Genomic DNA, 19,849 nt, shown 5'->3' with positions numbered 1-19,849 from the left:
GTAAGTGATCCGTATGTGCGATCCCTGCAGACTGGTCGGTATCACGGAAACTCCCGGGCATGGGGTTCGGGAATCGAAGGGGACAAGGGGTAATGCTCTACACGCTCGTTATGATGGTCTGCCTGACGGATGTGCCGCAGACCTGTGAACAACGCGAACAGATGGTGGATGGCCTGGCGATGAATCCCGGGACCGCCTTCATGCAGGCGCAATCGCTGGTAGCCCAGTGGATCGAGACGCATCCCGGTTATTTCGTTCAGCGCTGGCGCGTGCTGCCCGGCCGTGGATCGTGATATCCGCCGCGAAGATCGAATGAGGTTCTATTTCTTCGCGGCGAGCGTTTCCGAGACGGCCTTGGACAATTGATAAAGCCGCTGCTCGATTATCGTCGGCACTTCACAGACGTAGGTCAGTGATTGGACGCGTTCATTGAAAATTCGCGTTGCGAATTTCAGCTGTTCGGTTCGCCGATCGATCTCTTCGGGATCTGCATCCGGCTTTGCCCGCAATGCATCGACATCGGACGCTTCCTTGCGCAACGCGGCGGCCATTTCGAGCTGCTTGTGGGCGTAGCGGGAAATGCCGGAGATCACCTGCGAGCGCTCGGCGTCCAGGTGGTCGAACATGCCTTGCACCATCATCGCCATTTTGGGTGCAAGTTGCTCGGCCGGCAAGGAGGCCGCGAAATCCCTGATCTTCTTTTGAGCTTCCGCAATCGGCATCCGGCGAGCTGCCACTTCCTCGATCAGGGCGGAGATGGTGGGGTCCTTCGACCAGTCCTTCGCGGCTGAAGGAAGGTCCGGTCCGCTCCAGATCTGGCCGAGCGAGAGTTGCGGCACCTTGCGCTGCATGCAGGGCCAGTCTGGATCGGGGGCTGCCATGGCGTTGACGCCCGGCGCGAGCATGGCGACCAGAGCCAGACTGCGAACATGGATCATTCGCGCCATCAGGCATTTCCTCCCGTGTCCTGTTTGCGGGTCATCAGGCCGCGCGAAGGGTCGTAGGCGATGATGGCGGCGGCAAGGAACAGCAGCGTGCAGCCGGCAACGACGCCCAGCGACAGCCAGTCAACCTGGCCGTAGAAGGCGAAGCGGATCAGTTCGACGGCGTAAGTAAATGGATTGGCGAGGCAGATTTTGTAGAGCAGGGGGCTAGCCTCCTGGATACGCCACAAGGGATAGAGTGCCGGAGAAGCGAAATAGCCGGGAAAGATGACGAAGTTCATGATGCCAGCGAAGTTTTCGAGCTGCTTGATCATTGAGGACAGAAGCATGCCGAGCGCGCACAGCATCATGCCTGACAGGAACAGCGCCGGCAGCACGGTGAGATAGCCAAGCGGCGGCGCCTTGACGCCCCAGAACCAGGCAACGATCAGGAACGCGTAAACCTGCGCGATCGACACGGCGACACCGGCGAGCATCTTCGAGATCAGTAAAAACCAACGCGGGAAGGGGCTGACCAGCAGGGTGCGCATGTTGCCCATTTCGCGATCATAGACCATCGACAGCGAAGACTGCATGCCCGAAAACAGCAGAATCATGCCGCACAGGCCCGGCGTGATGTAGACCTCGTAGAGCACATAGGTCTTGTAGGGCGGGATGATCGATACGCCGAGCACCTGCCGGAATCCGGCGGCAAAAATGAACAGCCAGACGAGCGGCCGAACCAGCGAGGATATAAAGCGCTCGCGCTGATGCAGGAAGCGCAGGCACTCCCGCACGACGATCCCTTTGAGGCAAACGAGGTAGTGGTGGAGCCCAAACTGTTCGAACTTCACCGGCGTGAGGGCTGCGACTTTTGCGGGCATTGCGGGAGCGCTCATGGCGACATCTCCGCGATGCCGCTTGTTTCGATGCGGTTGAGCCTGGAAAAGGCGTCGCGGATCGAACTGGCACCGCTCGTCGCAACGACATCGGCCACCTTACCCTTGGCAACCAGGTCGCCCTGCCGCAGCACGACGACATGGTCGCCGTCTTCGACCTCATCGATCAGATGCGTCGCCCACAGCACACCGATGCCCTCGGTTTCTACGAGTTTGCGGATGGTGGCCAAAATGCCCGCACGCGACTGGACGTCGAGACCGACCGTCGCCTCGTCGAGCAGCAGCAGGGAAGGGCGGTGGAGCAGCGCCCGCGCGATCTCGATGCGCCGCATTTGGCCGCCGGAAAGACTGCGTGCCTTGTCATGCTGACGGCCCTGCATGTTGACTGTATCGAGCAGCGCGGCAATGCGCTGCCGGGCTTGGTGTCCGCCAATGCCATGCAGCGAGGCGTGGTAGGAGAGGTTCTGGTAGACGCTGAGGTCGAGGTCGAGCGTGCGTGCCTGGAATACGATGCCGACACGCCTGAGCGCTTCGCCCGAAGCGCGGCTGACGTCATGGCCGAAGATGCGGATCGATCCGCGGCGGGTGCCGTAAAGATGGCTGATCAGTGAGAACAAAGTTGTCTTGCCGGCCCCATTGAGGCCGAGCAGAACGGTGAAAGTTCCCGGCGCGATCGAGAATGAGACGTCCTGGAGCGCTCGCTTCGGACCATAGGAATGGCTGATGCCGGCAACATCGAGCGCTGCCACCTCCTCTCCAGCTCCGCTTGTCCTCACATGCTGCATGCCGCTGGCTCCTTCGGGGCGCGCTGGTCATCTAGTGCACTTGCAACATCCCGGCGGCAAATATTCATCACGTCGGCCTCCCTGATCATCGCTGCGGTCTAATGGGGCGATATGGCCACGCCCCAAGGCTGCTGGCCCACCGTAACCGATTGAACCGGCTCGTCCGTCGCCGTGTCGATGAAGGTGATGTCGTTGGAATTGCCGTTGGTGGTGATCAGCGTCTTCTGATCGGGGGTGAAGTCGAGATGCCAGACGCGCTGGCCGACCAGGATGTATTTTTCCACCTCGTAGGTTTCGGTGTTGATGACGGCGACGTGGTTCGCCGGGCCGAGCGCGACATAGGCTTTCTTGCCGTCGGCGCTGATTGCGATGCCGACCGGCTGGATGGTTTCGGGCCGCAATCCCGCAATCGCGAACTGGATCTTCTTCACCACCTCGCGTTTGAGACTGTCGATGACGCTGACGGTACCGCCGATTTCGGCACTGACCCAGATCTGTGATCCGTCGGGCTTGAATTGCGCAAAGCGCGGACGCGTGTCGACCAGGACGTTGTCGGTCACCTCATGGCTGTCGGTGTCGATGAAATGCGCCATGCTGGTGGTTTCGGAGGTGTTGACCATGGTTTTGCCATCGGGACTGACGGCCATGCCTTCAGGCTCCACCCCAACGGGAATCTCGGTCATGACCTGCTTGCTCTCGACGTTGATCGCGGTGACGAGATTGTCGTCCTCGTTGGCGACGTAGAGCGTCTTGCCGTCGGGCGAAAGCACGAACAGTTCGGGATCGGGGCCTGATGGCAGCGTGCCAACGATCTGCAGCGTCGCGGTATCGATGATTTCGATCGTATCGTCATCGCTGGCGCACAAATAGATGAACTTGCCGTCATGCGAGATGGTGATACCGCGCGGCCTCTGGCCGACTTCGACGGTCTTCACCACTTGCATCGTCGCCGTGTCGACGACCGTTATCGTATTGTCTTTCTCGTTGGAGACATAAACGGTGTAAGCCCACGCCGGATTGGCCATGAAGCCGAGAATGGCGAGTGCGCAAGCTCGTCTCTGCACGAAAATTCCTCCCGATTGGTTCTACTTAAGGACGCATTTCGTTTCCGGCTGATCGACGCCGAGCGTATCGAGCTCGGAGATCTGGTGGAGATAACCCTCCTGTGGCGATGTCGAGACCACGGACTTGGTGTCGCCGAGCAGGATTGGCTGGCGAAGCTGATGGTTCCACTTGCGGAAGGTCAGCTTCTGTCCTTTGAAGGCGGCGACCGAGAAATCGTCCGAGCGGATGTAGTCGCTGATCTTCTTCGGATCGTCGCCATTGGTCCGTGTGCTGGCTTCGCCCACCGCCCGCACCGCCGTCCAGGCCGACATATCCTTGGACAGCATTCGCCGGCCGGTCGTCCTCAGGAAACGGCTTTGCATTTGAATGCCACCCCATTGCTCGCTCGCGGGATGCCAGGACGATGCGACAAGACCGGCCGTGCCAGTGACCAGCCGCGGTGTCCAGGTGCGGTAGGGCACATAGGTTCCGAACACCTCGCTCTCATCGGCGACAAGCACCACGTCATGCTCCGGCAGATCCTGCGTGAACACGGAAATCTGCTGCTGTATCTGCGTGGCGCCGGTGTCGGTGCGGCGCGCCGTGCCAGTGTCTTTGAACTCCTTCTCGGCGACGATCTGACCGCCGAAGCGAGCCGCCGCGCGGCGCAACGCGGCCGCATAGAGATGATCCCGCTCATGCGAACCATAGAGCAGCACCCAATTCGGCCATTTCTTTATCACGAGATACTGCGCCAGCGCGTCAGCCAGCATGCTTCGTGTCGGCGCCACATGGAAAATGTTTATGCGGCAGTCTTCCTCGCGCAGGCTGTCGTCTGTGGCACCGACATTGAAGACCAGAACGCCCTTGTCGCGGGCGATGTCGGCGATCGACAGCAATTGCCTGGCCGAGAGGTCAGCGACAACATAGCGGTCACCTTTGGCAATCAGATCGTTGAACGCCTGAACCGCGTCGGCGTCCGGCTTGACCTCGGCTATGTCGAGGCTGAATTTCTGGCTGACGAACTTTCCTGTCGTGTTGTTGTCGCCGATCGCCACATTGGCGCCGGCGACACCTTCGTCGCGTGGCGGCAGGTCCAGCAGGGAAAGCGCCAGTTGCGGCGCGTAGGCCCGCAAATAACCTATTCTGATTTCGGTTATCTTTCTTTCCGGCCTGTCGGCTGCGACCGGTTGCTTGCCCGTCACTTCCTGGGCCATCACGCCTGTAACGTTGGCGGTCTGGAAAAAAAAGCACAAAAAGGCCGCGAGAGTGCCTGGCACCGCGCTCGTCATCGATAAAACTGCCCATTCTTGCACTAAAGTCCGATTGTTCCCGGACCAGCGCGAATTCAAGGTGCCCACAATGAGCTTAGCGGACGCCACAAGATTTATCAAAGCCCTGCAAGTGGACTTACGTGTCTGCTTTAGTCCTATGCCTTTTCGAGGATGCGGCGATGAATGAGCGTGTTGCGGTCTCATCCGCAGCAATGGCGGAATGAGAAACTCTATGGGTCGTCATGGGAGGATTGCCTGATGAAAACGCGCGCCGCTGTCGCCGTCGCCGCCGGAAAGCCGCTGCAGATCATGGAGGTCGACCTTGAAGGTCCCCGTGATGGCGAGGTGCTGGTCGAGATCAAGGCAACCGGCATCTGCCACACCGACGAGTTCACGCTGTCGGGCGCCGACCCGGAAGGCCTGTTTCCGGCGATCCTCGGTCATGAGGGCGCCGGCATCGTCGTCGACATCGGCAAGGGCGTCTCCTCGGTCAGGAAGGGTGACCATGTCATCCCGCTCTACACGCCGGAATGCCGGCAGTGCCCGTCCTGCCTGTCGCGCAAGACCAATCTGTGCACCGCCATCCGTGCCACGCAGGGACAGGGCTTGATGCCCGACGGCACCTCGCGCTTCTCGATCGGCAAGGACAAGCTGTTCCACTATATGGGCTGCTCGACCTTCTCCAATTTCACCGTGCTGCCCGAGATCGCGGTGGCCAAGGTCAATGCCGACGCCCCGTTCGACAAGATCTGCTACATCGGCTGCGGCGTCACCACCGGCATCGGTGCTGTGATCAACACGGCCAAGGTCGAGCAAGGCGCGACCGCGGTCGTCTTCGGCCTCGGCGGCATCGGCCTCAACGTCATCCAGGGCCTGCGCCTTGCCGGCGCCGACATGATCATCGGCGTCGACCTGAACAACGACAGACGAGCCTGGGGCGAGAAATTCGGCATGACGCATTTCGTCAATCCGAAGGAGATCGACGGCGATGTCGTGGCTCATCTCGTCAACATGACCAAGCGCGGCGCCGACCAGATCGGCGGCGCCGACTACACGTTCGACTGCACCGGCAACACCAAGGTGATGCGGCAGGCGCTGGAATCGTCGCATCGCGGCTGGGGCAAGTCGGTCATCATCGGCGTTGCCGGCGCCGGCCAGGAGATCTCGACGCGGCCGTTCCAGCTGGTCACCGGCCGCACCTGGATGGGCACCGCCTTCGGCGGCGCGCGCGGCCGCACCGACGTGCCGAAGATCGTCGACTGGTACATGGCCGGCAAGATCGAGATCGATCCGATGATCACCCACACGCTGAAGCTCGAGGACATCAACAAGGGCTTTGACCTGATGCATGAAGGCAAGTCGATCAGGAGCGTGGTGGTTTACTGAGGAGGAGAAAGCCGCCGGCTAACCAGCCAACGGCCGAAAAATGCAGATGTTCAACAAGGGAGGAGACAAAAATGCCGGAAAAACTGCATCCTAAAATCGACAATGGACTGCCCAGGGAAAAGGCCGACTTTGCCGGCGGCACGCTGGTCTGCGCCTGCACCAGCAACCCGGTCAAAGTGAAGGTCAAGGGCCAGATCGCCCATAACCATGCCTGCGGCTGCACCAAATGCTGGAAGCCGGAAGGCGCGCTGTTCTCGGTCGTGGCGGTTGCCGGTACAAACGACGTGACGGTGACCGAAAACGGCGACAAGCTGAAGATCGTCGATCCGGGCGCGCTGATCCTGCGCCATGCCTGCACAGGCTGCGGCGTCCACATGCACGGCCCGGTCGAGCGCGACCACGCTTTCAAGGGGCTGTCCTTCATCCATCCCGAGCGCTTCCAGGAAGACGGCTGGTCGCCGCCGGGCTTCACCGCCTTTGTCTCTTCGATCATCGAGTCCGGTGTCGATCCGAGCCGCATGGACGGCATAAGGTCACAGCTGAAGTCGATCGGGCTCGAACCTTATGATTGCCTCAATCCAGGACTGATGGACTATATCGCCACCTGGACGGCCAAGAGATCCGGCGCGTTGCCGGCCTAACGAGTGATCAGACACTATCTTTGGGGCCGGACGAAATCGCCCGGTCCCAGGCGTTGGAACGAACGCAGGCGAGCGCGTAGACGGACACGCTTCGTAAGTCATTGCCGACGTGCTGTCAGCCTCGGGGGGCGCTGGGCTCAACGGGAATACGCTGAAATTGGTCCAACCGGATCGTACAGCTTCAAGATCAGCGACTGCGATCAGTTGGTTCTGGCTTGGCGCGGCCCAGATCGTGGACTAGCTTGGATATCGCGGGCAAAGTCGCGCCCAAAGCGCGATGACGGCAAGGTGGTGCTCCTTACCAGTACGATATCGAGCGCCTAGCGGGGCTTGAACGGCAGCACCATCAGCTTGCTGCGTTTTGTCCAGGAAACCAGCCCGTATGCCAGCGCGACCCCAGACCAGCCGATACCATCGGTGCGGCCGCGAACAAGGCGGGCGTCGGGGAAGCGTCGTGTGGCGGCCGGCAACAGTGCGAAAGCCGGCGGTCACTGGCTGTCACGCGAAGCCGGAAGTCGGTCACGACCTGTCTCTGTTTCAATGGATCTGTCGCCGGCACATTCGGCCGATTTGGGCCACCGGGCAAGGCATTGCATTTCAGAACGGCCACATCTGCCGCGTGGCGCCGCGGAAATCATGGGCACATTCTGCTTTAGCCGGCCAAGATGGCAATGTACTATTTGCCAATAAGCTGGCCATGGTTGCAGGACTATTCTAGGCCAGACCAAACCGAAATGAAGCTGATGACCGATCGCGCCAGGTTCCTGATCATTGACGACCATCCGCTGTTTCGCGAGGCGCTGCATAGTGCCGTGCAGATGGCCTATCCGGAAGTCGACACGGTCGAGGCACGCTCGATTGCCGAGGCGCTCGAGCTTCTGACGGATGCCAAGCCGTTCGACCTGGCGCTGCTCGATCTCAGCATGCCCGACGTGCACGGGTTTGACGGGCTGCTGCAGCTCAGGACGCGTTATCCGCGCCTGCCGGTGGTCATCGTCTCGGGCTATGAGGAACCGAAGATCATTTCCGAGGCGCTGTCCTACGGTGCGGCCGGCTTCATCCCGAAATCGGCGCGCAAGAGCGACCTTGCGGCCGCCATCCGCTCGGTGATGGAAGGCGCGATCTATGTTCCCGAGACTTATGAAGGCCGGCCGCGCGACGCCGACAGCACCGACCGCGCCGAAATGGTGCAGCGCCTGGCTACGCTGACACCGCAGCAGCTCAAAGTGCTGCAGATGCTGCGCCAGGGCCTGCTCAACAAGCAGATCGCCTATGAACTGCAGGTCGGCGAGACCACCGTCAAGGCGCATGTCTCCGAAATCCTGCGCAAGCTCAACGTCTACAGCCGCACACAGGCGGTGATCGAGGTCTCGAAGCTCGACAATGCCGAGCTTTTTCGCGATCCGGCGGGGTTTTGAGAGCGCTCGCTAAAAAGCGCACTGTCACCGTAGTCGACCGCACTCGTGTCACCGCAATCGGACTAGACTAGCCACGGCTCTCACGTTCCCGACACCAGCTAAGCAACCCGCGCCTCCCTAGTCAGATCAAATTCACGCGGCGATTGCTCTGCAGCAGTTAGCCGCTTTCCCGCGTCTAGTAAAATAGCGGCCCCGGGTCCAACGTAGAATGCTTTAATTTTACTAAATTGCTTTTTGAATGCTCTATTAAAAGTCTTCATTAGCTCTTGAGCGAGCGGCGTGTCGGAGACCGTAGCCACGCGGCCATTTATCACAACATCTTCAGCCCATCGCCCACCAGGGGAAAAAGTTACTGTGTCCGGATTGCCAAGCTGATCTAACGAATACCGGATGCCGGAAGGTGTTTTTATCGGCCTCACCTCAATGGGCACAGCGTGGCCAGTGACAAGAAATGATCGACCGCTGGAAGCCGATTCAGTGGTTGATTGCCCAAGAGTTGGAATTTGCATTCTATTGCTAAAAGAGTCGAATTCCATCTTGGGAAAATGACCCATGAGGATGTATTTTATCGAAATTTCACGTTCTACTGCCTCCAATACGGGAAGAAGATCGTCCTTTAGCGCGAAGAAGTGAATCTGCTTCATATGAATTACCGCCTAGGCACAAGTAATGGCTGGAATACGGTGACCCGTATGCTGGGAAGATACGACCAGTTCAAGCCAGCAGATGTGCCAGCAACGCCCTCAATTGCGCTGGTTTCAGCGGCTTGCGCATCAGCTCGATGCCGGCGGCGCGGGCGGCGTTGGCGACTGTCTCCGAACCGTCGGCGGTGACGATCAGCGCCGGCACGGCGCGACCGAGATAATCACGGACCTCGGCGATTGTGGTGGTGCCGAGGTCGCCGCCGTCGAGATGCTGGTCGGCTATGACAATATCTGGCAACCAGTCGGTATCGCCAAGCATGTCGAGCGCGTCACCGGTCGAGGTGGCGGGGCGCACCAGGCATTGCCAGCGCTCGAGCAGGGAGGTCATCGCCTGCAGCACGTCGATGTCGTTCTCGACCAGCAGCACCCTTGTGCCGAACAGACCGTAGCCGCGCGGCCGTTCCATGTCGACGGTGCTGGCGATTGGATCGGCCGTGTCGCCGATCCCGACCGGAACGTCGATATGGAAAATCGTGCCATGTCCGACCTTCGACGAAAACGTGACGGGATGGCCGAGGGCCGCGGCGATGCGGCGCACGATGGCCAGCCCCAACCCCAGCCCGCCGGCGGCAAGCCCGGCATCGGTCGGGATCACGCCGCGATGGAATTCCTCGAACACCGCCTCGCGCTGGTCGTCGGGGATGCCGCAGCCGGTATCGGCGACGTCGATGCGGATGGTGTCGCCGCGATGCCTGGTGCCGACCAACACGCCGCCCGAGCGGGTATAGCGCAGTGCATTGGACAGGATGTTCTGCAGGATGCGGCGCAGCAAGGTTCGGTCCGAACGAACGAGCGCATCGACCGGCCGGAACTTCAGCGTCAGCCCCTTCATCTCCGCGACCGGCTGAAAATCCGAGCGCAGAGACGAAAACAGCGTCTCCAGGCTGACATCGGTGATGTCGGGCTGCACGACGCCGGCATCGAGCTTGGAAATGTCGAGCAAGGTGCGGAGCAGGTCCTCCATCGTCTCCAGCGATCGCTCGACCTGGCGGACCAGCTTTCTGCCTTCCTCGCTGGTCTGTACTTCGGCAAGCGCCGAGACCGACAGATGCGCGGCGTTCAGCGGCTGCAGCACGTCATGGCTGGCGGCCGCCAGGAACCTGGTCTTGGACAGGTTCGCCAGCTCGGCGTTTTCCTTGGCTGCGTTCAAGTCGATGTTCGACTGCTCCAGCCGGCGCAAGGTCGAATGCAGCTCTTCGGTGCGGCTGCGCACCCGGCTTTCAAGCGAAATGGCGGTCTGGAACAGCGAAAAGGCATTGCCTTGCTGGTCCATGGAACGCTCGACGCGGCTGATCAGCGCGGCGTTGATCTTCTTCAGCCTTTCCAGGTCGTCGATGTTCCTGAGCGGCATCCCGGATTTCCTACTCCGCCGCTTCGGCCGCCTTGCGTTCGCCGAAGGCGATGCCGGTGAAGGTCTGGTTCAGATGCATCGAACGGTACTGTTCGCCATAGGTGCCGAAGCCGAGGACGTTGTTGACCTTGTAGAGTTCCGAAATCTCGCGATAGACCTGCCGATTGCGCGCGTCGAGCCGGCGCAGCACGCAGTCGAAACCGAGGATCAGGTCAATGCCGCCAAGCCTTTCGCTGACGTCGCTGAGCGCGGCGCGGGTCGCCTCGACCATGTCCTTAGGCTGGGCGACGGCAAGCACGACACCATCGTCGATGGCGCAGAAGAACGACAGCGAGCCGTCCGCGTGCATCTTCTGGATTGAACGGCAGTAAAATTCGCCGCCGACTTTCACCACCACCGGGTGTGAGGCAAAACTCAGTGGCGTCAGCATCTGCGCGACGACGCCGACCGAGGCGGCATATTCCTCGGCGGCAATGGTGGCGTTGAATTCGCGCACGATGCGGTGGTCGGGATCGGATGCCGTCACCACCAGCTTCTCGTCGGTGGGAACGAAATTGTCGGTTTTGAACACGTGGAAAGGAATTTCCGTGGTGATCAGCACGATGATGGCGCTGTCGGAGGTCACTTTGCCGTTCGAGATCAGCCGCGTTGTCTCGAATTTCAAATCATCGCCAGCCGACCCGCCGATCAGTGGGATGTCGTCGAGCCCCCAATGGATGGCGGAGGTCACCGCTTCTTCGGCATAAGACAGGCCATCGATCAAGCAGAGCGCGAAAGTGGTGTCGGCTCGCTCGTGCCCGAGGCGCTCGTGTAACGAACGCCTCAGCGCCTCGACTTCGCCGGTAATCCCGTCCATGCCTGATGAGGACAGATTTTCGATCATGGTGCTGGCTGCCGAAAACGATACGGAGGGAAGCAGCATAGCCAGGATCTGGCCTTCCTCCAGCCCCTTGGGCGTTATCTCACCGGCTGTCGAGCAGCCGGCATAGTGGAGCGCCGGCGCGTGGGTCTTCAGCGCTTCCGACAGGGCGACGGCCTCTATGAGGCTCTGCGAGAAAAACAGGAGGGCAAACCCGGCGTCAATGGCCGCTGCTTCCGCTGCCACCGCCCGGGCGAACGCATCCGCGTCAGATTCGTCGGTCGTGAGCACCGAAAGGCCGCATGCATAGCGCGTCCGTGACTTAGCCAGCGGCTTCCTCCTCCATTTCCTCCAACGCTCTTTTTTGTGCGCGTCTGGCGCGCCGGCGTCGAGGTCATTGTTGTCTTGAAGCGGTGCTTTGGCAATGAGCCAACATGATGGATTTGAAGTTTCTGCCGTTTGACGGCGTCCGCGCAGCCACTCACAGACGAAAGGCCGCATCGCACCGCCATCCGTGCAACGAAGGCCCAGCTGAATTTGCCGCAGGCGAATGTCCACGGATCACGGCTGGCAGGCTCGACGTGCCAAGAATGGGGCAGGATATCGCGCTTAGCGGTTGCCGCTTTGGACAGGGTGCCAGTCTAGCCTGGCGGTTGTCGTGGTCAATCCGGGGCAGGTGACAGCCTACGCCAATGCGCTCGGCAAGCGGGCCAGGACCGACACCACCGATGCTGCTGTAACGCTGCCTTCGTTGGGTCGAGCAAGCGGCAAGTGCCCGTTGCGCGGCACCGAAGCCGAGGCCCTGGCCGGGCTCGTCGCTCGCCGCCGTCAGATTGTGCGGATGATCGCAGCCGAGAGAGCTATGCCCGCACCGCCATGGCAACGCAGGCACCAAAGAGCATCCAGCCAAAAGGAAAAAGACCGGCTGGAGAAGGTGTTGTTTCGCGGTTATTTCCGATCGCTTAGACTCAATTAGGCGACTTTGAGATCTTTCATCGCCTTTTCAACGACATCCTTGATCGGCCTCGATACATCTTCGGCAGCCTTGGTCGTCACGGCCTGAAATTCCTTGGCCTGCTCGACGGTCTTTTCGAGCTGCGTGCGCAAGAAGGCAGTCTGGAGTTCGATGAACTCGGACGGCGACTTCACGGCAACCAGGGCTTCGAGGTGCGAGAAGCCGGCTTCGGCATTGGCGCGCAGAGCAGCAATTGTCTTCAGCGACAACTCGTTGCCGACGGTCTTGGCGGTTTCGAAGCTCGACTGCAGAGCCTTCTGGGTCGTCTCGGTGCCTGACGCAAATTTCGCATAGGCTTCTTTCGACTGCTCGACGCCCTTTTCGGCGACAGCGCGGACCTGGTCGGCAGCCTTCGACGCGTCGAAGGTGGGGAATGAGGTATTTTCAACGGTGTCAGCGGTCTTGGCCATAGTTTCCATCCTTTCCGGTGGACGGCCTTTCACAAAAGCCGTCTCGTTCATTTACGAAACTGACGTTACGGCATTTATAGTGCATTGCAATATTTTTGTGCGACGCACCATCCCTCTTCCAGCGTTCCGAGGGGGCATGCGGAGGGTCGGTGGCATCTCGAGATCGCCGGTTCTGCAGGAAGAACTCTTCTGGACGGACCACCTGATCCAGCATAGCCTCGCAACAGAGCACGACGTTTTGCCACCTGGGTATCTACTTCAGCCGCTATTCGGCAACCGTCCAAGTCTACGTCAACGAAAGCGTTAAATTCGTGCGCCGCAAACTTTCAGTCGGCGTACCCGCTGGGCACAAGGCGATCGCTTTCCTTAGCGCGCCATCGAGAAGTTGCCTCGATATGGCGGTGGTTGACGCGAAGGCGCGCCTCTACCGCTTCCAGTGCGCCGTGAAGTGACCGCCCCTGGTGGTCTATCGGTTAGCCAAGTTCCGGATCAGTGCGGATGCCTGAAGAAGACAACCGCTTTCTATCATCCAGGCATACAGTCCCACATGATCCGACGGGCTGAGGCCGGTGGGCAAATGCACGATAGGCATTCGAACCGACTCATCGTCGATCACCAACTCAACGGATCGAAGATCCGGTGGCACGTTTCCGGGAATTGCCAAAATTGGGGTGTCCTTGTCCCAGACCAAGCTTGTCGCCAGCGACTCTTCATTATAGGCAACCGAAACATCCGCCCTGTGCCCCGGTGGGCGCCAAAGCTCCAGTTTGAGGTCATAAACGCAGCCTGTCAGACGATTTTCGACCGGCACCATCCAAGGTTCCAAGGTGGCGGCCGTCGTGTCGGAAACGCCACGAGACCCACCTATGGTTTGGAGCTGACCAGCGGCATTCCCCAATAGATCCGAAATCGCAGTCAAACTCGAAGAAGCGCCCGCCGCCCCGTTAGAGGTTGATCCAGAACCCGATGCGTCGTCAGTCACCACAACATCCGCAGGTCCCGGCAACGCAGTGACCGAGCCATCGTCACCCATCAAAGTGACAGTCGATCCACCCTCGATATGCACGAGGTCGCCCAGTCTGAACAGTTTGCCGAGCTGAGGCCTGTCCGCGGGAGGATCGACAGCGACAACGACATACTCGCTGGCCGCAAGAGCGCTCGAGCAAGAACCAACTGCTGCGATGGCCGCAGCCAGTAGGAAAATGATTTTGGGTTGCCGATACATGACGCACGTTCAACCATACGCTTGTTTTACTTGCCTTCAAGATAGATCCTATCGCCAGCCTCACCCTGCTTCAGTCTTCCAAGGTGATAAGCAACGAGGCCATCGTTGGGATATTGAATGGCCAGCGATGCAAAGGCAGCAGCGGCAGTCTTGTCACGCGCGGACATCAGCAAATAAGCTTGCGAGTAAGCCTCCACCATCTCACGATTCATACGCCCGTCCTCCAGCAACTCGAAGGCTGAGATCCACTCAGTCTTGCCTTTCAGACACAACACACCGGATGGCCGAAGCAGGTAGTCATCGGAAGAGTTCGCCACCTCCTCGCTGATGCAGTTCATGGTACCTAGAAACTTGTTCGCGCCTTCGAGCCTGGCAGCGGTGTTCACCGTATCGCCCATGGCCGTGTAGTTGAAGAATCGATTGCCCCCAAAATTTCCGACAACTGCAGGTCCTCGATGGACGCCGATACGAGTGACGCCAACGTCGTGGCCTCTAGACTTTACATCTGTCCGAAATCTTCGAGACATCGCGACGGTAGCGAGCGTTAGTTTTAGGGCCCTTTCGGCTTGGTCCTCCTGCACACCCGGTGCACCAAAAAAACCAATGACTGCATCGCCTATCAGTTTGTCTATCGTGGCTCCATGTTCAATGAAGAGACCACAAACCGCATCGAGGTATTCATTCAGAACCGCAGCAAATACCTCTGGTTCCGTCCGTTCGCCCAAACTGGTGAACCCCTCAAGGTCGGTGAACACGCACGTTATCAAGCGTTCGGATCCGCCGAGGCGCAGTGACGCCGGCTTGCTGACTAGCTCTGCCACGACTGCCGGGCTGAGATACTGAGAGAACGCGTTCTGGACGAAACGCCTTTCTTTCGAGTCCCGGTGCCATGCCAGAATTGCGACGAATCCGGAGAGCCCTAGCAGCAGCATCGACGGCGCGACCATTGGTAACAGAATCCCGGCCTTGGCAAACGCGGTTGCTTCTAAGATCAAAACCGAAACGACTGCGCCGATGATGACCATAGGTTTCACCAGCACTGATATGCGGAGCCAAGCGACCCAGATGCAGAGCGCCGTCGCGAGAACGAAGGGCCCAAACGCCGCCACCGCCCCTGGCGTAATGATTTTGTCGCCCTTGATCAATCTCGCCAGCGCATTGGCATGAATAACGACACCCGGCAGCGCTCCGGCAACAGAGCCGTTCAGCACGGCAAAGGGGGTTGCATGACGATCCTGCAGCGGGAGGTCGACGCCGATCAAAACGAACTTCCCGGCGAACCAGGCCGGGGGCGCGAAAGCGGCGGCGTGTGCCGGATATATTGTCCATCGTGCCGGATGAATGCCTGTAGCCCGATAGTAGACCATCTTCTCCGCAGCTTGCGATGCCGATATGCCGGCGGTCTGCGCGAGCGCTGATGCAAAGCTAGGTTGCCAGTTGCCATTCACCACGCGCCCTGGAAATTCTTCCCGCACAACCGCGTCGACCCTATCATGAGACAGGGCGGCCAGTCCGCGGATGGCGCTTGGCGCGAAGCGACTAAGATACGACAGTTGCTTGTCGGTAAGGTCGTCGTCGTGTGATGCAGATGCGACAATTACCGGACTTTCGGCCGCCTCGATAACCTCAGCTAGGCGCCGATCCTTTTCTGCCTCGGTTGGCTGATCGAAAAGCAAGTCAATGCCTATTGTTCTCGGATGAGCCTTATCGATTCTCTGCACAAGGTCGGCCAAGGCACCCCTATCCAGCGGCGATCTATAGGGAAACCTTTCCAATGTCTGCTCTGTGATCGTTACGATCACGATGTCTGTCGGGGGCGCGACGAAGGGCGAGATGGTCGTCATCAAGACGTCGCGCAGCAGTTTCTCGCCTGAGGGAGAGAATGTGGCAATGCAGGCGCCCAGAATGAAAAAGAATCCGAGCGACGCGAGAAGGCGCCCTTTTTGAACCATTCCGATCGGCGTGAAGACGGCCAAGCTGCGTGCAATTCGTTTCGGTGTCTATCGGCGTGAATCTACACAGCATAGACCGCTGACGAACTGTGGGCTAGCGGTGGGCCCTTCGCTAGATCCGCTGGACTTGACACTGCGAAGCACCGGGCTCAGTCTCGCAAGACTGCTCCGGTTTTATCCTGTCCATCGACTGGTGAATCCGCTGCATGAGCTGAGACTAAGGATATACAGCCATGATGGCGCTTCGCTTCGCCATTGCGCTTCTTCTAGTTTCGCTGAGCGCCCAAGCGTGGGCAGAACGGCGCGTCGCGCTGGTCATCGGTAATTCTGCCTATAGATACGCGGTTCCACTTTCCAATCCAAAAAATGATGCGGTGGATATGACCGCAAAACTGCAGGCGTTGGGCTTTGAGGTGGTTGCAGGCGAGGACCTCGATCTGAGCGGGATGCGCGGCACGGTTCGAGATTTCATCGGCAAGCTGGATGGTGCCGACATGGCGCTTCTCTTCTATGCCGGCCATGGCGTCCAGGTGAACGGCACCAACTACATGGCTCCCGTTGATGCGCGGCTATCCACATATAACGACCTCGACTTCGAAGCCGTGCCCATGGACCTCGTCTTGTCGGCCATGGAGCGAACCACGAAGGTCAACCTGGTATTTTTGGATGCTTGCCGGGACAGTCCTTTCTCACAGAACCTTGGGCGCTCGATGGGTACGCGATCAGGGTCGGTCGGTCGGGGCTTGGCAAAGCTAGGCACGGGCGTTGGATCGCTCATAGCCTTTGCAACGCAGCCCGGGAACGTTGCGCTGGACGGCGAGGGAAGGAACTCGCCGTTCACATCTGCGCTGCTGAAGAATCTTGGTACGCCTGGCCAGGACATCTCCCGCGACCTCATCAACGTCCGTAGGGATGTGCTTGAAGCAACCGACGGCAAGCAAGTGCCATGGGACAACTCCTCGCTGACGGGCGACGTCATTTTGCAACCGTTGTCCGGAAACACCGCTGTCACGGCGGGTGCGAAAGGAGGGGACGTAGAAGTCGCCTATTGGGAGACCATCAAGGAAAAAACGGACAAGCGCTTCTTTGAGGCCTATCTCAGACAGTATCCAAGCGGCGCCTTTGCGGCGTTAGCCAGCTTGAAGATCGACGAGATCGAACAGGCAGCAACAGATCGTGGCAAAGCCCCCTCGATTTCCATCGAGGGCGTGGAGGTTGCAGAAGCTCATCCTGATTTAGATGTGACGCAAGCTTTGGCTGATCCGCGCGCGTTGACAAAGGCAACGCAAACAGAGCTAACGCGAGTCGGCTGCCTTGTCGGACAGGCAGACGGCAAATGGGGACCGGGAAGTCGGAAAGCTCTTCAAGCCTTTGCCGAGCAGCGGGGATTGAAGCTTGCCAGCCTGGAGCCGACGAAAGAGGTGTTGCGCGCAATCAAGAATATCCCAGAACGTGTCTGCGCTCCGGTCAAGGTAAAGGCTTTTGATGGCGCGTGGGCACTGACGCGGCGCGCAGGTAATTCCGCCTGCGATTACACTGAACAGTCAACGACAATCTTTATCGATGGAACGGAAATTTCCGCGATGGTGCCTTTGGCCGGAACAATCACCGCCGACGGGGCATTCGACATCTATTTAAGTTTCGTCGATGACGATGGTGCGCCAAGGCAAAACCATATCATCGGCAGGCTTCAAGGTGCGAAAGGCAGCGGTGAGTTTTCTCGAGTCGGAGGCGAGTGTGCAGGTGTCGTAAGACTTGACAAGCGTACTGAATAGGGCCGGCATTTGCGGGTCCGTGCAAACGCCGACCAAACCATTCGGACGTGGTCCGTCTCATTGAACCAACGTCGAAGTCGCGTGGACTTTGCCGTCGTCGCGCACCTCGTAAAATTTGTCGTTGTCAATGTAGATAAGATGACAAACTGGTTTACCTTGGTCTTGTGAACAGGCCTTGTCACCGTCGAAAGTCAAGGGAACTTTGACCTTTATCTTAGTTTTGTTGTTCACCAAAGCTTCGCCAATGATCTGTTTTTTCTTCCAGTTCCAGACAAGAGTGGCAGTTATGGCAGCTCCAGCGTCGTATATAATTACATTTACCTTTTTCCCATTAGCAAAAGTCTTAAATTCTTCCATCGATGCTTTCTTCGCGCTACTTGGTAGATCCTCGGCCCAAGCGGACATAGCAAGTGAAAACGTAGCTGCGACAACAAGCGATAACAGTTTCATCCTATCCTCCCCATCCCCCGCCGGTTTGACTGACATGTCTATATATTCTTAAGCGAGGAGACTGAAAATTATCATGATAACAAGCTTTCAAGAAGCGGAAATCAGCGCGTCCTAGATGTCGTTGGGGACATTTGCTCAAGTTGAGCGAAGCCGCACATTCTAGCATGTTCCCTAGGATTTGCGCTTAAGCCAACGCGTTCTCAGTGTTTACAATGCGCAGGCCGCCCGAGCGTGTGATGCGCGGTGTTTGGATTGCGAGCCTCATTGCACTTACCGCCGCCTATCTTGCCGACCAAGCGGGCCTTGAGGGCATCGTCTCGAAGCGCGCCGACAGCCCGTATCGAAGCGGCCCGACGACGAATTGGCTGAAGACGAAGAGCTTCACAGTCCAGGAATACGAACTATTGGGCGTCGAGCGCGAGCCGGGCAAGGCGGCATTCGCCTTGCTGGCGAAGCCCGGTACCGGAAAATATGCCGGTTCGGCCTTCATCACCTTGAACCAGGAGATGCGCGAACGGCTGTGGAAGCGTGTCCAAGAGCACGCCGGGCCACCGCCGAAGGGCATAAAGCGGCCGGCGACCATGGGTCAGGCCGGGGTGAAAGCCCACGTCAAGCATCTACGGGGCGAGTTCGGATTTCGCCACGCCTCACTGCAGGATTCAGAGAGGAGTGATACCTCCAGCGAACACGGCACGAATTAGCCGGCCTCGCCTCGGACCTTCGACGCCAGTGTGCCAGCATGATTGTTTGTCGAGGAGCATTACTCAACGCGCTTTCCAGAATGGCGGGACGTCCATGGCCCGGGTCATTCTCGCACTCGACTTTTTACTGATTACATGGGCGGATGGCCCCGTTGGGGGAGCCGCAGACGCGCTCGGCCGAAGGTGTCTGGCATTTGGTCTGAGATCGATCGGGTCGAAGCCAATTTCCGCCTGCTGCGCTTCACGCTATTGCAAGACATTCAAATTTGAGCTTCCGCACTCATGCTTTGTCGAGAGTATCTCCGTAAGTTTTAGCCGTTCTGAATCGCCGTCGGCGACGATGACGACGAAATAGGAGAACGCAATGGCTCGCAATCACGTTGAACGTCTTGGAGAGTTTAGGGAAATCTTGGTCGCGACGCGGCGCGAAGGAGTCCGTAACGTGCACCATACTCGCGACGCAATGCGGGCAAGTGGCTTTCAGATCGGGGACAGCGACGGCTCCAGCTACGGAGCCGAGCTGAAGGTGCTCCAAGAGGAAATTGAGGCAGTCGATCGCGCCATCGAAGACGAGAAGCGGTTGGCCCTGGCCCTCGAGAGCGCGGCTCAATCCCGCCGACCGACTAAACCGAGAATCGTGAAGGGAACATAGAGTCAGGTAAGGCCCTTGGCGCCCGTCGCGTCGATCGCCTTCGGTACAGTGTCGGGCTCGTCGCCGCCGTGGCGCAGCGCCCTAAAAGCGGACGTTTCGCTTTCGGCCCCTAGCGCAACGTAGAGCATCTGCTCGGCAAAAATCGCTCCTGTGAACTCCGACGTCGCATGGCGGACCAACAGGTTCGGCCAACATCAGGTGAGACGTAGTCCCAACAAACTTGCAGTTAAGACAATCGACTACGCGTCTTTGTTGAAGTCGTGCCATGCGGCTGATCCGAAAGGATCAGCCGCATACGGGCGGGCCCGTGTTGACTTAGTGTGTGTGTTTGTCGCATCTCCGAGCCCCCGGGCCGGTGATGAAGGGGGTGTGGAGGGGTGGTGGT

At 59.1% G+C, this 19,849-nt stretch carries 21 protein-coding genes; 8 read left to right on the top strand and 13 right to left on the bottom strand.

The genetic code is table 11. The features are described from left to right. The first annotated feature begins 92 nt into the window (after positions 1-92). Positions 93-293 carry a hypothetical protein gene (locus tag NKI67_RS17690; protein WP_023678847.1) on the top strand — a complete coding sequence of 67 codons (201 nt, stop codon included), beginning with the start codon at positions 93-95 and terminating at the stop codon, positions 291-293. Between the two features lie 27 nt (positions 294-320). On the opposite strand, the gene NKI67_RS17685 is transcribed toward NKI67_RS17690, so the two are convergent. From NKI67_RS17685 to NKI67_RS17665, 5 genes are all read right to left on the bottom strand, one after another. Beyond that, complete coding sequence (locus NKI67_RS17685) at positions 321-947, bottom strand: hypothetical protein (RefSeq protein WP_352646171.1); 627 nt, start codon at positions 945-947, stop codon at positions 321-323. Beyond that, entirely contained in the window at positions 947-1,807 is an 861-nt protein-coding gene (locus NKI67_RS17680; protein ID WP_352458846.1) for a lanthanide ABC transporter permease protein PedC, read from the bottom strand. Before NKI67_RS17680 ends, NKI67_RS17685 begins: the two co-directional genes overlap by 1 nt. 11 nt (positions 1,808-1,818) lie before the next feature. Next, positions 1,819-2,607, bottom strand: a complete 789-nt coding sequence (locus NKI67_RS17675) for a lanthanide ABC transporter ATP-binding protein PedB/LutE (RefSeq protein WP_352646169.1) — start codon at positions 2,605-2,607, stop codon at positions 1,819-1,821. A gap of 98 nt (positions 2,608-2,705) precedes the next feature. Then, positions 2,706-3,671, bottom strand: a complete 966-nt coding sequence (locus NKI67_RS17670; RefSeq protein ID WP_352541893.1) for a YVTN family beta-propeller repeat protein — start codon at positions 3,669-3,671, stop codon at positions 2,706-2,708. 21 nt (positions 3,672-3,692) lie between these two features. Continuing rightward, positions 3,693-4,868 carry a lanthanide ABC transporter ABC transporter substrate-binding protein PedA1 gene (locus NKI67_RS17665; RefSeq protein ID WP_352646367.1) on the bottom strand — a complete coding sequence of 392 codons (1,176 nt, stop codon included), beginning with the start codon at positions 4,866-4,868 and terminating at the stop codon, positions 3,693-3,695. A 315-nt stretch (positions 4,869-5,183) separates the two neighbouring features. Here NKI67_RS17665 and NKI67_RS17660 point away from each other — a divergent pair, with 315 nt between their 5' ends. The 3 genes from NKI67_RS17660 to NKI67_RS17650 all read left to right on the top strand — a co-directional run bounded on the left by NKI67_RS17660 (position 5,184) and on the right by NKI67_RS17650 (position 8,370). Then, on the top strand, positions 5,184-6,311 hold the full coding sequence (locus tag NKI67_RS17660) for an S-(hydroxymethyl)glutathione dehydrogenase/class III alcohol dehydrogenase (protein WP_352646167.1): 1,128 nt from the start codon (positions 5,184-5,186) through the stop codon (positions 6,309-6,311). 71 nt (positions 6,312-6,382) lie between these two features. Then, a complete protein-coding gene (gene gfa / locus NKI67_RS17655; RefSeq protein WP_352451333.1) occupies positions 6,383-6,952 on the top strand; it encodes an S-(hydroxymethyl)glutathione synthase in 570 nt (189 codons plus the stop codon). Between the two features lie 734 nt (positions 6,953-7,686). Continuing rightward, entirely contained in the window at positions 7,687-8,370 is a 684-nt protein-coding gene (locus NKI67_RS17650; RefSeq protein ID WP_023679211.1) for a response regulator, read from the top strand. Between the two features lie 98 nt (positions 8,371-8,468). On the opposite strand, the gene NKI67_RS17645 is transcribed toward NKI67_RS17650, so the two are convergent. The 3 genes from NKI67_RS17645 to NKI67_RS17635 form a co-directional block, all read right to left on the bottom strand. Further along, on the bottom strand, positions 8,469-9,014 hold the full coding sequence (locus NKI67_RS17645; RefSeq protein ID WP_352646165.1) for a hypothetical protein: 546 nt from the start codon (positions 9,012-9,014) through the stop codon (positions 8,469-8,471). 70 nt (positions 9,015-9,084) lie between these two features. Beyond that, on the bottom strand, positions 9,085-10,425 hold the full coding sequence (locus NKI67_RS17640) for an ATP-binding response regulator (RefSeq protein ID WP_352646163.1): 1,341 nt from the start codon (positions 10,423-10,425) through the stop codon (positions 9,085-9,087). Between the two features lie 10 nt (positions 10,426-10,435). Beyond that, complete coding sequence (locus NKI67_RS17635) at positions 10,436-11,575, bottom strand: FIST N-terminal domain-containing protein (RefSeq protein ID WP_352646160.1); 1,140 nt, start codon at positions 11,573-11,575, stop codon at positions 10,436-10,438. Between the two features lie 367 nt (positions 11,576-11,942). Here NKI67_RS17635 and NKI67_RS17630 point away from each other — a divergent pair, with 367 nt between their 5' ends. Further along, positions 11,943-12,260, top strand: coding sequence for a hypothetical protein (locus NKI67_RS17630; protein ID WP_023679214.1), 318 nt, complete (start codon positions 11,943-11,945; stop codon positions 12,258-12,260). On the opposite strand, the gene NKI67_RS17625 is transcribed toward NKI67_RS17630, so the two are convergent. The 3 genes from NKI67_RS17625 to NKI67_RS17615 form a co-directional block, all read right to left on the bottom strand. Further along, entirely contained in the window at positions 12,257-12,718 is a 462-nt protein-coding gene (locus NKI67_RS17625; RefSeq protein ID WP_352616184.1) for a phasin, read from the bottom strand. The genes NKI67_RS17630 and NKI67_RS17625 overlap by 4 nt on opposite strands. A gap of 457 nt (positions 12,719-13,175) precedes the next feature. After that, a complete protein-coding gene (locus tag NKI67_RS17620) occupies positions 13,176-13,934 on the bottom strand; it encodes a hypothetical protein (RefSeq protein ID WP_352646158.1) in 759 nt (252 codons plus the stop codon). Positions 13,935-13,960: 26 nt separating this feature from the next. Beyond that, the gene (locus tag NKI67_RS17615) at positions 13,961-15,910 is read right to left on the bottom strand and encodes an adenylate/guanylate cyclase domain-containing protein (RefSeq protein ID WP_156937424.1); all 1,950 of its coding nucleotides are present in this window, start codon (positions 15,908-15,910) and stop codon (positions 13,961-13,963) included. 209 nt (positions 15,911-16,119) lie between these two features. On the opposite strand from NKI67_RS17615, the gene NKI67_RS17610 reads away from it, so the two are divergent. Beyond that, positions 16,120-17,661: a caspase family protein gene (locus NKI67_RS17610; protein ID WP_051406215.1), complete on the top strand. Its 1,542-nt coding sequence runs from the start codon at positions 16,120-16,122 to the stop codon at positions 17,659-17,661. 57 nt (positions 17,662-17,718) lie between these two features. Here NKI67_RS17610 and NKI67_RS17605 read toward each other — a convergent pair whose 3' ends face one another. After that, on the bottom strand, positions 17,719-18,111 hold the full coding sequence (locus NKI67_RS17605; RefSeq protein ID WP_031212493.1) for a hypothetical protein: 393 nt from the start codon (positions 18,109-18,111) through the stop codon (positions 17,719-17,721). Between the two features lie 236 nt (positions 18,112-18,347). Here NKI67_RS17605 and NKI67_RS17600 point away from each other — a divergent pair, with 236 nt between their 5' ends. Both NKI67_RS17600 and NKI67_RS17595 read left to right on the top strand, forming a co-directional pair. Further along, entirely contained in the window at positions 18,348-18,812 is a 465-nt protein-coding gene (locus tag NKI67_RS17600; protein WP_245274788.1) for a hypothetical protein, read from the top strand. Between the two features lie 364 nt (positions 18,813-19,176). Further along, on the top strand, positions 19,177-19,464 hold the full coding sequence (locus NKI67_RS17595) for a hypothetical protein (RefSeq protein WP_023679221.1): 288 nt from the start codon (positions 19,177-19,179) through the stop codon (positions 19,462-19,464). Between the two features lie 2 nt (positions 19,465-19,466). On the opposite strand, the gene NKI67_RS17590 is transcribed toward NKI67_RS17595, so the two are convergent. Further along, complete coding sequence (locus NKI67_RS17590; RefSeq protein ID WP_352646155.1) at positions 19,467-19,643, bottom strand: hypothetical protein; 177 nt, start codon at positions 19,641-19,643, stop codon at positions 19,467-19,469. Between the last annotated feature and the right edge of the window lie 206 nt (positions 19,644-19,849).

This window comes from Mesorhizobium sp. M0408, from assembly GCF_040321495.1.
Lineage (GTDB): Bacteria > Pseudomonadota > Alphaproteobacteria > Rhizobiales > Rhizobiaceae > Mesorhizobium.
The sequence above is the reverse complement of the archived record's forward strand: the minus strand, read 5'-3'. Positions and strand labels throughout refer to the sequence as shown.

Bases quoted from the DNA above. Each gene is read 5' to 3' on its own strand.
- NKI67_RS17610 (WP_051406215.1), top strand. From the start codon at position 16,120: ATGATGGCGCTTCGCTTCGCCATTGCGCTTCTTCTAGTTTCGCTGAGC.
- NKI67_RS17600 (WP_245274788.1), top strand. From the start codon at position 18,348: ATGCGCGGTGTTTGGATTGCGAGCCTCATTGCACTTACCGCCGCCTAT.
- NKI67_RS17595 (WP_023679221.1), top strand. From the start codon at position 19,177: ATGGCTCGCAATCACGTTGAACGTCTTGGAGAGTTTAGGGAAATCTTG.
- NKI67_RS17660 (WP_352646167.1), top strand. From the start codon at position 5,184: ATGAAAACGCGCGCCGCTGTCGCCGTCGCCGCCGGAAAGCCGCTGCAG.
- NKI67_RS17640 (WP_352646163.1), bottom strand. From the start codon at position 10,425: ATGCCGCTCAGGAACATCGACGACCTGGAAAGGCTGAAGAAGATCAAC.
- NKI67_RS17675 (WP_352646169.1), bottom strand. From the start codon at position 2,607: ATGCAGCATGTGAGGACAAGCGGAGCTGGAGAGGAGGTGGCAGCGCTC.
- NKI67_RS17680 (WP_352458846.1), bottom strand. From the start codon at position 1,807: ATGCCCGCAAAAGTCGCAGCCCTCACGCCGGTGAAGTTCGAACAGTTT.
- NKI67_RS17620 (WP_352646158.1), bottom strand. From the start codon at position 13,934: ATGTATCGGCAACCCAAAATCATTTTCCTACTGGCTGCGGCCATCGCA.
- NKI67_RS17605 (WP_031212493.1), bottom strand. From the start codon at position 18,111: ATGAAACTGTTATCGCTTGTTGTCGCAGCTACGTTTTCACTTGCTATG.
- NKI67_RS17650 (WP_023679211.1), top strand. From the start codon at position 7,687: ATGAAGCTGATGACCGATCGCGCCAGGTTCCTGATCATTGACGACCAT.
- NKI67_RS17685 (WP_352646171.1), bottom strand. From the start codon at position 947: ATGGCGCGAATGATCCATGTTCGCAGTCTGGCTCTGGTCGCCATGCTC.
- NKI67_RS17625 (WP_352616184.1), bottom strand. From the start codon at position 12,718: ATGGAAACTATGGCCAAGACCGCTGACACCGTTGAAAATACCTCATTC.
- gfa (WP_352451333.1), top strand. From the start codon at position 6,383: ATGCCGGAAAAACTGCATCCTAAAATCGACAATGGACTGCCCAGGGAA.
- NKI67_RS17665 (WP_352646367.1), bottom strand. From the start codon at position 4,868: ATGGCCCAGGAAGTGACGGGCAAGCAACCGGTCGCAGCCGACAGGCCG.
- NKI67_RS17645 (WP_352646165.1), bottom strand. From the start codon at position 9,014: ATGAAGCAGATTCACTTCTTCGCGCTAAAGGACGATCTTCTTCCCGTA.
- NKI67_RS17690 (WP_023678847.1), top strand. From the start codon at position 93: ATGCTCTACACGCTCGTTATGATGGTCTGCCTGACGGATGTGCCGCAG.